This is a genomic window from Halalkalicoccus sp. CGA53 (assembly GCF_036429475.1).
In the GTDB taxonomy this organism is placed as follows: domain Archaea; phylum Halobacteriota; class Halobacteria; order Halobacteriales; family Halalkalicoccaceae; genus Natronorarus; species Natronorarus salvus.
The window spans coordinates 2,149,006-2,162,095 of record NZ_CP144125.1 but is presented as its reverse complement, the minus strand read 5'-3'; the positions used below and the strand labels follow the sequence as shown (position 1 = coordinate 2,162,095).

16 protein-coding genes are annotated in these 13,090 nt (G+C 67.0%); 9 read left to right on the top strand and 7 right to left on the bottom strand.

Annotation, left to right across the window (positions count from 1 at the left end):
* Nucleotides 1-175 precede the first annotated feature (175 nt).
* Genes V2L32_RS12900 through V2L32_RS12880 form a run of 5 tightly spaced genes read left to right on the top strand, consistent with a single transcriptional unit; the run spans nucleotide 176 to nucleotide 5,745 of the window.
* Nucleotides 176-1,534 carry an ABC transporter substrate-binding protein gene (locus V2L32_RS12900; RefSeq protein WP_331232836.1) on the top strand — a complete coding sequence of 453 codons (1,359 nt, stop codon included), beginning with the start codon at nucleotides 176-178 and terminating at the stop codon, nucleotides 1,532-1,534.
* A gap of 23 nt (nucleotides 1,535-1,557) precedes the next feature.
* Nucleotides 1,558-2,541, top strand: coding sequence for a carbohydrate ABC transporter permease (locus tag V2L32_RS12895; RefSeq protein WP_331232834.1), 984 nt, complete (start codon nucleotides 1,558-1,560; stop codon nucleotides 2,539-2,541).
* Nucleotides 2,538-3,437: a carbohydrate ABC transporter permease gene (locus tag V2L32_RS12890; protein WP_331232833.1), complete on the top strand. Its 900-nt coding sequence runs from the start codon at nucleotides 2,538-2,540 to the stop codon at nucleotides 3,435-3,437. The genes V2L32_RS12895 and V2L32_RS12890 overlap by 4 nt, the downstream gene beginning before the upstream one ends.
* A 4-nt stretch (nucleotides 3,438-3,441) precedes the next feature.
* Entirely contained in the window at nucleotides 3,442-4,581 is a 1,140-nt protein-coding gene (locus V2L32_RS12885; RefSeq protein ID WP_331232832.1) for an ABC transporter ATP-binding protein, read from the top strand.
* A gap of 60 nt (nucleotides 4,582-4,641) precedes the next feature.
* Complete coding sequence (locus V2L32_RS12880) at nucleotides 4,642-5,745, top strand: CobW family GTP-binding protein (protein ID WP_331232831.1); 1,104 nt, start codon at nucleotides 4,642-4,644, stop codon at nucleotides 5,743-5,745.
* Between the two features lie 158 nt (nucleotides 5,746-5,903).
* Here the strand turns inward: V2L32_RS12880 and V2L32_RS12875 are convergent, their stop codons facing one another.
* Both V2L32_RS12875 and V2L32_RS12870 read right to left on the bottom strand, forming a co-directional pair.
* Nucleotides 5,904-6,644, bottom strand: a complete 741-nt coding sequence (locus V2L32_RS12875; RefSeq protein WP_331232830.1) for a polysaccharide deacetylase family protein — start codon at nucleotides 6,642-6,644, stop codon at nucleotides 5,904-5,906.
* Between the two features lie 153 nt (nucleotides 6,645-6,797).
* A complete protein-coding gene (locus V2L32_RS12870) occupies nucleotides 6,798-6,935 on the bottom strand; it encodes a hypothetical protein (protein WP_331232829.1) in 138 nt (45 codons plus the stop codon).
* Between the two features lie 75 nt (nucleotides 6,936-7,010).
* Here V2L32_RS12870 and V2L32_RS12865 point away from each other — a divergent pair, with 75 nt between their 5' ends.
* Complete coding sequence (locus V2L32_RS12865) at nucleotides 7,011-7,181, top strand: hypothetical protein (protein ID WP_331232828.1); 171 nt, start codon at nucleotides 7,011-7,013, stop codon at nucleotides 7,179-7,181.
* A 27-nt stretch (nucleotides 7,182-7,208) separates the two neighbouring features.
* Here the strand turns inward: V2L32_RS12865 and V2L32_RS12860 are convergent, their stop codons facing one another.
* Together V2L32_RS12860 and mobA are read right to left on the bottom strand one after the other, a co-directional pair.
* A complete protein-coding gene (locus tag V2L32_RS12860; protein WP_331236611.1) occupies nucleotides 7,209-8,369 on the bottom strand; it encodes a glutathione-independent formaldehyde dehydrogenase in 1,161 nt (386 codons plus the stop codon).
* An 87-nt stretch (nucleotides 8,370-8,456) separates the two neighbouring features.
* Nucleotides 8,457-9,074 (bottom strand): molybdenum cofactor guanylyltransferase, encoded by a 618-nt coding sequence (gene mobA / locus V2L32_RS12855; protein WP_331232827.1) that lies wholly within the window; start codon nucleotides 9,072-9,074, stop codon nucleotides 8,457-8,459.
* 187 nt (nucleotides 9,075-9,261) lie between these two features.
* Between mobA and V2L32_RS12850 the strand changes: the two genes are divergently transcribed.
* Nucleotides 9,262-9,447, top strand: coding sequence for a methytransferase partner Trm112 (locus V2L32_RS12850; protein ID WP_331232826.1), 186 nt, complete (start codon nucleotides 9,262-9,264; stop codon nucleotides 9,445-9,447).
* A 153-nt stretch (nucleotides 9,448-9,600) separates the two neighbouring features.
* Nucleotides 9,601-10,194: a DUF7524 family protein gene (locus V2L32_RS12845; RefSeq protein ID WP_331232825.1), complete on the top strand. Its 594-nt coding sequence runs from the start codon at nucleotides 9,601-9,603 to the stop codon at nucleotides 10,192-10,194.
* Here V2L32_RS12845 and V2L32_RS12840 read toward each other — a convergent pair.
* The gene (locus V2L32_RS12840; protein ID WP_331232824.1) at nucleotides 10,191-11,273 is read right to left on the bottom strand and encodes a DR2241 family protein; all 1,083 of its coding nucleotides are present in this window, start codon (nucleotides 11,271-11,273) and stop codon (nucleotides 10,191-10,193) included. The genes V2L32_RS12845 and V2L32_RS12840 overlap by 4 nt on opposite strands.
* The gene (locus tag V2L32_RS12835) at nucleotides 11,274-12,149 is read right to left on the bottom strand and encodes a CbiX/SirB N-terminal domain-containing protein (RefSeq protein WP_331232823.1); all 876 of its coding nucleotides are present in this window, start codon (nucleotides 12,147-12,149) and stop codon (nucleotides 11,274-11,276) included.
* 81 nt (nucleotides 12,150-12,230) lie between these two features.
* Here V2L32_RS12835 and V2L32_RS12830 point away from each other — a divergent pair, with 81 nt between their 5' ends.
* Nucleotides 12,231-12,443 carry an antitoxin VapB family protein gene (locus tag V2L32_RS12830; RefSeq protein ID WP_331232822.1) on the top strand — a complete coding sequence of 71 codons (213 nt, stop codon included), beginning with the start codon at nucleotides 12,231-12,233 and terminating at the stop codon, nucleotides 12,441-12,443.
* 180 nt (nucleotides 12,444-12,623) lie between these two features.
* Here V2L32_RS12830 and V2L32_RS12825 read toward each other — a convergent pair whose 3' ends face one another.
* Nucleotides 12,624-13,055 carry a hypothetical protein gene (locus tag V2L32_RS12825; RefSeq protein ID WP_331232821.1) on the bottom strand — a complete coding sequence of 144 codons (432 nt, stop codon included), beginning with the start codon at nucleotides 13,053-13,055 and terminating at the stop codon, nucleotides 12,624-12,626.
* Nucleotides 13,056-13,090: the final 35 nt, after the last annotated feature.

The following is a 13,090-nucleotide window of genomic DNA, read 5'->3' as shown; positions in this document are numbered from 1 at the left end:
GTCGAGAGCGCACCGCTCGAAACGGTTCCGATCGTCGGAAACGAACGAGAGCCCGGGAGCGGACGCCACGCAGGAGATCGCGTTGAACCTCTCTCGGCGCCCGATTCGAGCGGTCCTCCCTTCGACGGAATGGCACCATTTATGTCCGATTACACACGACTACGGACGAGGGACAATGAATAGACGACGCTCACTCACGAGGCGACGGTACCTGCTCACCGTCGGTGCGGCCGGCGCGGCCGGTCTCGCCGGCTGTGCCGAGGACGAGGACCCCGAAGAGATCGCCGACGACGCGGACGATCCCGACACCGACGAGGATGCGGACGACACCGACGAAACCGCTGACGACGCCAACGACGCGGACGTCGAGGAGGAACTGGAGATCGTCCACTGGTGGACGGCCGGCGGCGAGGAGGACGCGCTCGACGCGCTCCTCGAGGGATATCGAGAGGAGTACCCCGAGTACGGCGTCGAGAACAACCCGGCGCCGGGCGGCGCGGGCGCGGCGATCGACGCGGAGATCCAGACCCGGGTCATCGACGAGGACCCGCCGAGCACGTTCCAGATCTGGCCCGGCGAGGCGCTCCGGCCCTACCTCGACGCCGACGCGCTCGAGCCCGTCGGGGAGTTCTACGACGACGAGGGCGCCTACGTCGAGGGCGTCCTCGACGCCGCGGGACCGGACGGCGACCTCGTCTCCGTCCCGATCAACATCCACCGGCTGAACCAGCTGTTCTACAACGTCGAGGTCGTCGAGGACGTCGGCCTCGACGTCGAGGGCGCCGAGAGCCCCGAGGACCTCCTCGAACTGTTCGAGGCGGCCGACGACGCCGGCTACGTCGGCCTCGCTCAGCAGACTCAGGAGCCGTGGGGCGTCCTCCAGCAGTGGGAGGTCACCTTCACCGGCCAGCACGGCGTCGACACGTTCGAGCGGTTCCTCGACGGCGAGGCGGCGGAGCTCGAAAGCGAGATCGAGGAGTCGCTCTCGCTCGTCGAGGCGACCAGCGAGTACTTCAACGAGGACGCCGGCTCGGTCGCCTGGGACGAGGCGAACTCCGCGGTGATCACCGGCGACGCGGCCTTTCACCACAACGGCGACTGGGCGGCCGGCCAGTACCAGGCCGCCGACGAGGAGGGTTTCGAGTACGGCGAGGGCTGGGACTATGTCCCGTTCCCCGGCACCGAGGGCGTCTACACGCTCGTGATGGACTCGTTCGTCATGCCGGCGAACAACCCGACGACGGACGCCACCGAGGCCTTTCTCTCGTACTGCTCGACGGTCGACGCACAGGAGCGGTTCAACCCGCCGAAGGGTTCGATACCGCCACGCACCGACGTCCCGACCGACGAGTTCCCACCGTTCCTCCAGGACCAGATGGCCGACTTCGAGGACTCCGACGAGCAGGTCACCTCGATCTCCCACGGCAGCGGTCTCGACCCGGCCCAGGCCAGCGAGGTCGAGGAGGCCTTCGCGGTGTTCACCGACAACTGGGACCCCCAGGAGACGACCCAGGAACTCATCGACATCTTCTAAGGGACCACGGAGAAACGCCCACCATGCGTACCGATTTCGAACGACTGCTCGCCCGGCTACGTCGTCGTTCGTCCACCCTCCGGACCGACGGGGGCACATCGAGCGCCGCGGGTGGGCGGCTCTCCCGGCTGCGACACGGCCAGTTCGTCCAGTCGCTCCCGTTCTGGCTGCCGCCGGCGCTGCTGGTCGGACTGTTCGTCTACGGCGCGGTGAGCTGGAACCTCCTCATCTCGCTGACCGACTGGACCGGGCTCGCCCAGCCGGAGTACACGGACCTCGGCTTCGAGATGTACGCCCAGATGCCGGGCGACGCCTCGTTCGTCGCCGCGTTCCGCAACACGGTCGTCCTGCTCGTGGTGTTCACCGTCGTCTCGCTCACCATCGGGCTCGTGCTCGCGATCCTCGTCGACCAGAACATCCGGTTCGAGAACACCTTCCGGACGATCTACCTGCTGCCGATGGCGCTCTCGTTCGTCGTCACCGCGGTGTTCTGGTCCTGGATGTACAACCCGACGACGGGCGTGATCAACACCGTCCTCAGGGGAATCGGACTGGACGTCCTCGCACTGAACTGGATCGGCGATCCCCGAACTAGGCTGGGAGCGATCATCTTCGCGCTCACCTGGCAGTTCAGCGGCTACGCGATGGTCGTCTACCTCGCGGGGCTGCGGGCCATTCCCACGGAACACTACGAGGCGGCGAAGGTCGACGGCGCGAGCGCGTTCCGCATGTACCGCCGGGTGATCGTTCCACAGCTCAGTGCGGCGACGACGAGCGCGGCGGTCGTGCTGATGGTGTTCGCGCTCAAGGCGTTCGACTTCATCTTCGTCATGTTCGGGGACAATCCCGGACGATCGGCCGACATCCTCGCGGTGATGATGTTCCGGGTAGCGTTCTCGCGGTCGCAGTGGGCCTACGGCGCCGCGGTCGCGACGGTCCTCTTCCTGATGGCGCTCTCGGTCGTCGCGCCCTACCTCTACCTGCAGTATAAGCGGGGTGACCTATGACGACCGCTCGGGGTTCGAAGACCGGACTCGCGAGACGGTTCGAGGGGCTTGACATCGGACGGGTCGGCCTCTACGGGGTCCTGTTCGCACTGATCGCGTTCTACCTCTCGCCGCTGTGGAGTGGGTTCATGACCGCGTTCAAGACGCGGACCGGCTTCGTCCAGACGGCGCCGCTGGCCCCGCCCACGCCCGAGTGGTTCACGGTCGAGCCCTGGCAGCTCGCGTTCGCCACCCTCCAGGGCGGGCTCGTCAACAGCGTGCTGTTCGTCGTCCCGGCGACGCTGCTCTCGGCGTTCCTGGGGAGCCTCGCCGCCTACGGCCTGACGAAGCTCTCCTGGCGGGGCCAGGTCGGGGTCCTCGTGCTCTTTCTCGCCGGGGTCTTCCTGCCCTACCAGTCGGTGCTCGTCCCGCTCAGGCAGTTCTGGTCCGCCGTCGGGCTGGCCTCGCTGCTCTCGTTCGCACCCTTCCTCGCCGACCGGGCGGACCTGATCGAGCTGACGATCACCCACACCGCCTACGGCATCCCGATCTGTACGATCCTCTTCCGGTCGTACTACAAGACGATGGACGACGAGATGATCGAGGCCGCACGCTTAGACGGCGCGAGCGCGTTCGGGGTCTACCGGCGGATCGTGCTCCCGCTCTCGCTGCCGATGTTCGCGGTGACGCTCATCTACCAGTTCACGCAGATCTGGAACGACCTGCTGTTCGCGCTCGTGCTGGTGACCTCGCGGTCGAACTACGTCGTCACCCAGTCGCTGAACGAACTCCAGGGCTCGCTCGTCCAGGAGTACAACATACAGATGGCGGGGGCGTTCATCGCGGCGCTCCCGACGATCGTGATCTACGTCGTCTTCGGACGGCAGTTCGCGAAGGGGATCACCGGAGCCTCATAGAACCATGGCAGAACTCACACTCACGGGAGTCACGAAACGCTTCGACGACGACGGCGACGAGATCCTCGCGGTTGACGACGTCTCGCTCGAGATCGACGACGGGGAGTTCCTCGTTCTGGTCGGCCCCTCCGGCTGCGGGAAGTCGACGACGCTCCGGATGATCGCCGGGCTGGAGTCGGTCTCGGAGGGAACGATCGCGATCGGCGACGAGGTCGTAAACGACGTGCCGGCCCAGCGCCGTGACATCGCGATGGTGTTCCAGAACTACGCGCTCTACCCGCACATGACGGTGCGGGGGAACATGCGCTTCGGGCTCGAGGAGTCGACCGACCTCGACGGCGCGACGATCGACGAGCGCGTCGAGGAGACCGCGGCGATGCTCGAGATCGACGAACTCCTGGGGCGAAAGCCGGCCGAACTCTCCGGCGGTCAGCAACAGCGTGTCGCGCTGGGGCGGGCGATCGTCCGCGACCCGTCGGTGTTCCTGATGGACGAGCCCCTCTCCAATCTCGACGCGAAGCTCAGGTCCGGGATGCGGATGGAGCTCCAGCGCCTGCAGAACGAACTCGGCGTGACGACGATCTACGTCACCCACGACCAGACCGAGGCGATGACGATGGGCGACAGGATCGCGATCCTCGACGACGGCGAACTCCAGCAGGTGGCCACCCCGCTGGAGTGCTATCACCGCCCCGAGAACCTCTTCGTCGCGAGCTTCATCGGCGAGCCGTCGATGAACGTCTTCGACGTCACGCTGGAGGGCGACCGGCTGGTCGGCGACGGCCTGGAGTACCCCCTCTCGCCCGAGGTCCGGGAGACGCTCGGCGAGTCGACCGATCTGATGCTCGGGATCAGGCCGGAAGACGTCGGGATCGTCGAAGCGGTCGAGACCGACCACGACGTCCCCGTCGAGATCGACGTGGTCGAGCCGATGGGCGACGAGAACAACCTCCTCGTCCGGATCGAGGGGACCGAGACGACGTTCACCGCCTCGATCGGCGGGATGCGTCGGGTCGAGGCGGGCGAGACGAAAGTCGCCCGGTTTCCGGAGTCGGCGATCCACCTCTTCGACCGCGAGAGCGGCCGGGCGCTGCACAACCGCGCGCTCGACGAGGAGGTCGAACTCGCGGGCTCGCGGCTGTGAGAGTCGGGGCCCCGATCCCGTCACGACACGTTTTTGGCCGATCCACCGGTGTGTTCACCCATGACAGGAGCGGCGACGATCCCGGTGACGGTCGTGAGCGGCTACCTCGGGGCGGGCAAGACCACCCTCGTGAACCACGTGCTCGAAACGACCGAGAGGCGGGTCGCGGTGCTCGTCAACGACATGGGCGAGGTGAACGTCGACGCCGACCTCGTCGCCCGCGAGAGCGAGTCGGAAGGGATCGTCGACCTCTCGAACGGCTGTATCTGCTGTGAGCTTCGCGGCGACCTCGTCGACGCTGTCGAAGGCCTCGCCGAGAGCCGCGCGTTCGACTACCTGCTCGTCGAGTCCTCCGGGATCAGCGAACCGGTGCCGGTCGCCAAGACGTTTCTCGGCGACGAACTCTCGGAATTCCGTCTCGACACGCTCGTCTCGGTGATCGACGCCGCCCAGTTCGACGCGGCGTTCGGCGACGGCGACCTCCCCGAGCGCGACGAGCGCGTCGACGCGGAGGGGCGACACCCGACCGAGGTGATGGTCGACCAGGTCGAGTGCTGTGACATCCTCCTACTCAACAAACGCGACAGACTCTCACCCGACGCGATGGAGCGCGTCGAGTCGATCGTCTCGCGGCTGGCCCCACGGGCGGAGATCGTGCGGACGGAGTTCTCCGAGGTCGACCCGGATCGGATCCTCGACACCGGCCGGTTCGACCTCGCGGAGATGCAGCGCTCTGCGGGCTGGAAGCGCGAACTCGTCCACGCCCGCGAACACGGGGAGGGAGACGAGCCCGAACACGACCACTCGCCGGCGACCGAGTTCGGGGTCGAGTCGTTCGTCGTCAGGTATCGAGAGCCGTTTCACCCCGGGCGCCTAGACGAGGCGTTTTCCGAGTTCGCCGACCACCCGGAGATCATCCGGGCGAAGGGGGTCTTCCTCGTCGCCGGGCGCGAGGAGGAGGTGATGGGGTTCAGCCAGGCCGGCGACGCGGTCCGTGCGGGGCCGATCGGCCGCTGGGACCCCGAACGGGACGACCCCCGCTCGGAACTCGTCTTCATCGGCCGGGGGATCGACGAGGTGGCGGTCAGGGAGCGTCTGGAGGGCTGTCTCGCGGGCGAGGACGAGCGGGAGGTCCCGCGGACTGCCGATCCGTTCCCTCGCTGAAAGAGCGTAGAATGGGGCCGCTCACACTCTCGTCACGGCGGTTGGATCGATCGGTACGGGGACTCACACGCCGCCGCAACCGCTGCTCCGACGGATTCCCGTCGGGAATCGTGTGTACCGTATCGAGGCCGTACATCTCCGATCGCCGGCTTCCGAACTCACGTTATCCGGAGCGGCTTCATGGCGTCGTTGATCAGACCCACACCGCCCTCCTCGAAGAGCGTCCCGATCGAGACGGGAGTCGTGTCGCCGATCCACACCTCGAACTCCTCGAGCGCGTCGTAGTACTCGAGCATGTTCGGGTGGAACAGCAACGCGGCCCCCGGTCGGGTCTGCTCGGAGATGCGTTCGAACGCCTCCGATGGTTCGTCACCGTCGTTGAGCATGAGTAGGTCGTACGGATGAGCCGGCTCGAGGTAGTCGATCCCGGGGGGGATCTCCGCGTCCGTACGACCGAGAACCCACTCGATTCCGAGCTCCTCGATCACGTCGAGCGTCGCGGCGTTTACCTCCTGACGGGGTGCGATGAACCCCCGGGGGGTTACCCCAGCGGCGTCCTCGATCGCGTTCAGACCGCGCGAGAGGTTCTCGTGAGCGAGGGCGTACTCGATGTCAGCGCAGGCCACGTGGCGATAGCCGTGAAGGACGATCTCGTGGGCGGCATCGTCGAGTCCCTCGATCGTTTCGGAGTAGCGCTGGGCATCCCTCCCGAGGAACGAAAAGCTGCTCGTCGCATTCGAGTCGAGGAGCGTATCCGACAGCCGTTCGTAATCCTCGTGTTCCCACTCCCCTAGATTGTGGAACGACCGGGCCCGGAGCAGCCGCCGGGAACCGCCACGGGCGATCACGTCAAAGTACGTTTCCACTTCCCGTTGCCTGAGTTCGGAGACGGCGTCCATCGACGAGTGATCGGTAGCACGACTCAAAAGTCGTTCGCGTCGTCACCGTTCGGGCGAATCCGATGAACGGTACGCGGTTCTCCTGAGCGGGTGTTTCCACCCCTCTTCGCTCGAGACGAACGTTCGAGAGCCGTCAGTTCGTCCCTCTACTGATCAGAACTGCTCACGGAGCTCGTCCCAGGACTCGTGAAAGCCGTAGTTGTCCCGTCGCGTCACCTTCTTGTACGTCTCGTCGTACTGGAGGAGGGCGTCCCACCCCTCGTCCTGTCCGTAGCCGCAGTACTGACACATTCGTCCTCGCTACGCGGTGAGGTCAAAAACCGTTGTCGCCGACGGGTTGATCCGGCGTCGGCGGGTAGGGGTCCCATGCAAACCGGCCCGCGCGGCCCCACCTTCCCGTCGGACGACCGGGCGACGCTCACCGGTGCCTGCGAACGCTGTCCCTGGACGGCCGAAGCGACCTCGCACGCACGGCTCGCGAGGAGGTATCAGGACCACCTCAGAGCCGAACACCCGAAGGCGTGGCTCAGAGGATAGCGTCGAAAGAAGGCTGGATCGGATCGTCTATGGTTCGAGCAGCACTTTGGTAACGCCCTCTTCGCGGTTGTCGAACGCCTCGTACATCTCGGGGGCCTCCTCCAAGCCCACACGGTGCGAGACGATGAAGCTCGGATCGGCCCGCCCCTCGATGATCAGGTCGCGCAGGTACCGGTTGTACTGCTTGACGTTACACTGGCCGGTCCCGCACTTGAGTCCCTTCTCGAAGAACTTCCCGAAGTCGATCCCCAGCCTCCCCTGGGCGGCCATCTCGTCGGGCGCGCCCGGGTCCGAGGGGACGTAAAGCCCCGGGATGCCGAGTTCGCCCGTCGGTCGCACGACCTGGATCAGCTGGTTGAGCACGACCGCCGGGTTCTCGCGCGCCGGGTCGTAGGCGTCGTCGCCCGGGTCGGTATCGGGGTCGATCGCCTGATAGCCGACCGCGTCGACGCCCTTGTCGACCATCCCGCCGTGTTCGTCCTTGATCTGTTCGACGGGATCGCCCTCCTCGAAGTCGATCGGGATCGCGTCGCAGTTCTCCTCGACGGCGTCCAACCGACTGGGAACGCGATCGACGGTGTAGATCTCCGCGGCGCCCTTGATGTGCGCGCTGTAGGCGGCCATCGCGCCGACCGGGCCAGCACCGAAGATCGCCACCGACTCGCCCGGCTGGAGGTTCGCGAGCTCGGTCCCGTGCCAGCCGGTCGGGAAGATGTCCGCGAGCAGCGAGAACGAGTCCTCGTGCTCGTCGCCCTCGGGCAGTTTCAGTGCGTTGAAATCCGCGTACGGTACGCGGAGCTGCTCCGCCTGCCCGCCCTTGTACGGCCCCATCGCGACGTAGCCGTACGCCCCGCCGGCGAAGCCGGGGTTGACGTTCGTACAGAAGCCGGTGTAGCCCTCCTCGCAGTTCTGACAGAACCCGCAGGCGACGTTGAACGGGAGGACGATCCGATCGCCCTCCCCCAGCGTGCTCACACCGTCGCCCACCTCCGTGACGACACCCATGTTCTCGTGGCCGAAGACGATCCCCGGTTCGGCGTCGGTCCGACCCTCGTACATGTGGAGGTCCGACCCACAGATACACGTCGTCGTGATGTCGATCACCACGTCGTTCGGGTGCTGGAGCTCCGGCTCGTCCACTTCCTCGACTGCCACCTCGTGTGGCCCCTGGTAGACCACCGCTTGCATTGCCATCTGATATCCCCACCGACTACTCGGCCGGATCGATCATTATGCTACCTGTTAATCATCTTCAGCCGTTACTAACAGATCCGTTCACTGTCCCGCGAGACGCTCGATCGCGCGGCGAAGCTCCCGTTCCGTGTTGACGTTCTCGAAGGTCCACTCCGCGGCGTGTGTTGCGATCTCGTCCTCGGAGACGACGACGTACTCCAGGTCGAACAGCGGGGCGACGATCTTCCGCTCGCCGGCCGCGAGCGCCCGGTCGCAGGCCTCGACCATCGAACGCGCCCGGAAGACCGCCTGCGTCGTCTGGTACCAGCCGTCCTCGCGCCGCGGGACGGCGGCGTCGTGACCCGCAGCACGATCGAAGAGGTAGTCGAGGAACGCCGGATCGACGAACGGCATGTCACAGGCGACGACCGCGGCGTACTCGGCCTCGACGGCGGCGAGCCCGGTCCTGATACCGGCCATCGGGCCGGCGTCCGTCTCCCGGTCGATCGCGAACGCGATCGGGTTCTCGTAGCCAGCCATCGCCTCGTCGATCGCGCCGCGCTGGTCCTCGCGGCAGTTCACCACGAGCCGGTCGGTCGCTCTCGATACCCGATCCGCAACTCGACGGATCATCGGAACGCCCGCGAGCGGAGCGATCGCCTTGTCGCGTTCGCCGAAGCGCGTCGATCGACCGCCCGCGATGATGACCCCTTCTCGCATGGCCGCCGCTTCGCGTCCTCGTCCTATCAAGCCGCGGGATCGATCGACCTAGGAGTTCACGACACCCCGGGAGGTCACGGACCGAGGCGAGTGAACCGGGCGAAGGGAAGTGGACTCGCCGGGGACCCGTCACGCTTTTCTCGCCGGCGTCCGTCGCTCGGGCCATGAGACGCGTGGGTGAGTCGGCGTGAAGGAGTCGTTGATGGAGATCATCTGCTGCCCGCTCGATAAGTCCGAACTCGACCTCCGGGTCGACGTCCAGGACGGCGAGGAGGTCGTCGCCGGTCGCCTCGTCTGCACCGAGTGCGGCGAGACCTACCCGATCGAGGACGGCATCCCGAACCTGCTCCCGCCGGACATGCGGGACGACTGAGAAACACTCTTTTCCGGACACGAACGGCGCTGATATATCGGTTCGGCGGGTCGAACCGACGGCGGGCGGCGGGGTGAGCCCCTTCGACGCCGGCACCGCCGACGGACCGCGCGTACCGTGACGCTTTTTTCACCCGCCTGCGAGGGGTCACTCGTGTCGCAGACGCTCCCGGTCGTGATCAACCGCGACGCGGTCCACGAGATAGCGATCGGTACCGAGGCGTTCGAGACCGATCGGTCGTTCATCGTCGAGATAGAGAACGCCGGCCAGGCGACGCACGTCCACCTCAGCCTCGACGACGACCTCTCGCGGGCGGCGTCGGTCGACGGCGGCGGGAACTACTTCGTCGAGGCCGGCGCGGTCTATCGGGTTCGGATCTCCGTCGACCGCGAGGCCGCACCGACGACCGGTCGGCTCTCCGTCGTCACCGGCTACGGCGCACGGCGCGCGCACGCGGCCGTCACTATAAGCGAGACCCCGCCGACGAAAGAGCCACGGGTGGCCGTCGACGAGCGCCTCGGCGTCCCCCAGCGCGGGCAGCGTTCGAGTCCCAGGCCCAGACCACGGGCGAGAGACGGGCGAGGACGACCACGGGGTCCGCTGCTGGTCGGCGCGCTCGCCGTCGGGGTCCTCGGCCTCGCGCTCGTCGTCTGGCTCGTCGCCGAGAGCGTCGCGGCGGGCGTCGGGGTCGCCGTCGTCGCGGGATTCGTCGCCGCGAGCTACTTCCTCTCCGAGGGCTCGCTCTAGTCGTGGTCCTCGGGGTACGTCGGCGTGTCCGAGAGGCCGTGCTCCCCGCCGCGTAACGCCCGGAGGTACCGGGCGCGGTAGCGGTTCGCGCCGTCGTTCAGGTCGGCCTCACGGATCTCACCCACGCGACCGTCGGCGACCGCGTCGACGATCGCCTCGACCTGCTCCTTCTCCGTCGGCGTCAGTTCGAACTCGTAGGAGCGTGTCTCCTCGCGGCCGAGCGTGACGAACTTCCGGGCGGCGGTGACGAACAGCGAGCAGGGTTCGCGACAGGGAAACGCCTCCTCGCCGCGGGGCACCCGCAGCGGGGTCTCCTCGTCTTCGTCCCACATCCGACGCTTGAGACACTGCGAGTCGACACAGCAGGCCTCGGCGGCGGCCTCGAGCTCCTCGACGGTGAGCCCCTCCACGATCGAGTAGATCCCGGTCTGGCGCTCCGCGGTTTCTCGGAAGTGGGTAACGTCGAGCTCGCCGCGGCGCTCTCGGTGCCAGTTCTCGACCGTCGCGGGGTAGAGGAACTCGACCGTCTCGACGAGCGCCCGCCCGTCGAGGTCGGGGTAGACCCAGCCGGTCCGGAGCGTCGGCGCGGTCGACAGCGGTCGGTACCGGCCGTCGTCGTCGTAGGTCGCGATCCCGCGGGCGTCGAGCGGATCGACGTACGTCTCGAGGTCCTCCTCGGAGACGTCGCGGTCGGCCCCGTGACGCAGGTCGTAGCGCCGGAGACCGTCGTCGGCGAGTGTCGCCGTGATAGAGAGCTGGCCCCACTCTCGGGTCACCCCCGACGAGAGCGCCTCGTAACGCTTCGGAACGTCGTGGTCGTCGGCGCCCTCGACCCAGCGGAGGAAGTCGTAGCGTGCGCGCTCCGGGCCCTCGACGACGTGCGTCCAGTAGTGCCAGTTCGAGACGAACCACGGGCTCTCCTCGGCGACGGAGCGGAGTGCCGACTCCGAGAGCCCCCTGTGGATCGTCTCGGGCGTCTCGAACCGGTAGCCCTCGTCCACGCGAGTGACCCGCAGCCCGTCGACCTCTACGCCCTCCTCGGCCGCCTCTACCAGCGCGCCGACCTGCGCGTCGTTCATTCACTCACCCGCGACCGACGGCGCGCTTCGCTCGCCAATCCGCTCTCGGGCGTCGCCGATCTCGGCACCCGCCTCGGCCGCCCGCTCGAGGATCACGTCCGCCATCAGCGACTCCGTGCCGACCGCACCGGCGTACCAGATCCGGTGGCCGTCGACCTCGCCAGGCACCGGGTAGCCCTCCCGGAAGTCGTCGGTCAGCCCCAGATCCTCGGGGATGTCCTCCTGGGTGTGGAAGCCGTCGGCGACGAACAGCGGGACGACGACGATCTCAGGAGCGGAGAAGAACTCCGTGACCTCGTCGACCTCCGGCTCCTCGTCCATGAACACCGCCTCGACCTCGTCGAACCGGTCCATCCCCCGGATCCGATCGGTGTGGTAGTGGATCGCCTTCGCGCTGTTCTCGTTTCGCTCGGTTCCGTGGCCGATGATCGCCAGGCCGAAGCCCTCGCCGACGTCGGGATCGCCCGTCACCGACTCCGCACGCCTGACGATCACGTCGCTCATCACCTCGTGGGTGCCGGCCGGCCCGCAGTAGTGGATCGTCTTCTCGACATCGTTCGCGCGATAGGTCGCGAAGGTCGCGCTGACACCGTCCTCGGAGTCCCAGTCGGAGACCTCCCAGCCCTCCAAGCGCATCTCGCGGGGGATCACCTGCTCGGTGAAGTAGCCCTCGCTGATGAACAGCGGGACGACGTAGACCTCTTCGCTCTCGACCGTCCGCAGCACCTCGCGGAAGGAGGGCTCTTCCTTCCAGAACGCCTCGCGCACCTCGTCGAACGCGCCGGTCGCGCGGATCGCGTCCGCGTGGTCGTACGTCGGCGTACTCGAGTCGGGGTTCAGGTGCGAACCGTGTGCGACGATCACCAACGCTTGCATGGAGCGATCTAGCGACGAGAGCGGCTTAGGTACTTCGAAGCCACGGTAATCGGGGTGTATACACACACGTATACTACGATCGTGAGCAACAGTATCGGGGTCGAGGAGGACACCCACACAGCCCTCGCCGCGCTGAAGGGCGAGGACGAGCCGTTCGACGACCTCCTCTCACATCTCGTGAGAGAGCGACGCGACTCCGCTCTAACCGGAACGGGTCTGTGGGAGGGAACCGAGGCGGCCGAGCGGGCGCGCGCGGCGTGGATGGAGATGAAACGCGGCGTCGGCGATCGATGACCCTGTACGACAGCAGCGTCCTCACCGACTATCTGGACGGTGTCGATCGGGCGGTCGACTACGTCGACCTGCTCCGATAGGGATCGTCACAGACGCTCGAAGTTCGTCGATCGTGGATCGAACGACACCGGTGACGTGTGAGCCTACGAGATCCCACTGCCTCCGATGATCCCCGAGGGCCTACGGGGCGGTCCGATCGCTCTCTACCAGACCGTGGACGTGTTCGGCCGCGAGATCGAGCGCCTCCGGGAACGGGATCGGTTCGTCGGTGAGTTCGGTTCGCGAGCGCTCGCCGCCCTCGTCGACGAGGGCAGCGACGCGAAAGCCCCCCCGGGAGGGTCGGATCGTGACGTGCGATCTGTCGGCGCCCATCGATCGCATGAGCGCCCAGCGTCCGCGGAGGGTGTACTCCCACTCCGTTGGAAGGTCCGGCGTGGGGACGAGACCGGCCGTTCGCTTCGCCTCGAACCCGGCGATCGCGGCGGTCGCCCGCGTCCGCCGTCTCACGTCCTGGGTGCTCAGGCCGCCGGTCGCGGCCTCGTAGAGCAACGCTACGACGGCGAGGGAAGCGACGAACCCGGTCCGCGTTCGGAGACGGTTGAGGAGGGTCATTGCCGATAAAACAACACGTTCGATCATAGCCCTTG

Coding starts and splice junctions, on each gene's coding strand:
- V2L32_RS12880 (WP_331232831.1), top strand. CDS start 4,642: ATGACAGGAGCGGCGACGATCCCGGTGACGGTCGTGAGCGGCTACCTC.
- V2L32_RS12835 (WP_331232823.1), bottom strand. CDS start 12,149: ATGCAAGCGTTGGTGATCGTCGCACACGGTTCGCACCTGAACCCCGAC.
- V2L32_RS12885 (WP_331232832.1), top strand. CDS start 3,442: ATGGCAGAACTCACACTCACGGGAGTCACGAAACGCTTCGACGACGAC.
- V2L32_RS12895 (WP_331232834.1), top strand. CDS start 1,558: ATGCGTACCGATTTCGAACGACTGCTCGCCCGGCTACGTCGTCGTTCG.
- V2L32_RS12825 (WP_331232821.1), bottom strand. CDS start 13,055: ATGACCCTCCTCAACCGTCTCCGAACGCGGACCGGGTTCGTCGCTTCC.
- V2L32_RS12875 (WP_331232830.1), bottom strand. CDS start 6,644: ATGGACGCCGTCTCCGAACTCAGGCAACGGGAAGTGGAAACGTACTTT.
- V2L32_RS12840 (WP_331232824.1), bottom strand. CDS start 11,273: ATGAACGACGCGCAGGTCGGCGCGCTGGTAGAGGCGGCCGAGGAGGGC.
- V2L32_RS12900 (WP_331232836.1), top strand. CDS start 176: ATGAATAGACGACGCTCACTCACGAGGCGACGGTACCTGCTCACCGTC.
- V2L32_RS12860 (WP_331236611.1), bottom strand. CDS start 8,369: ATGCAAGCGGTGGTCTACCAGGGGCCACACGAGGTGGCAGTCGAGGAA.
- V2L32_RS12870 (WP_331232829.1), bottom strand. CDS start 6,935: ATGTGTCAGTACTGCGGCTACGGACAGGACGAGGGGTGGGACGCCCTC.
- mobA (WP_331232827.1), bottom strand. CDS start 9,074: ATGCGAGAAGGGGTCATCATCGCGGGCGGTCGATCGACGCGCTTCGGC.
- V2L32_RS12865 (WP_331232828.1), top strand. CDS start 7,011: ATGCAAACCGGCCCGCGCGGCCCCACCTTCCCGTCGGACGACCGGGCG.
- V2L32_RS12890 (WP_331232833.1), top strand. CDS start 2,538: ATGACGACCGCTCGGGGTTCGAAGACCGGACTCGCGAGACGGTTCGAG.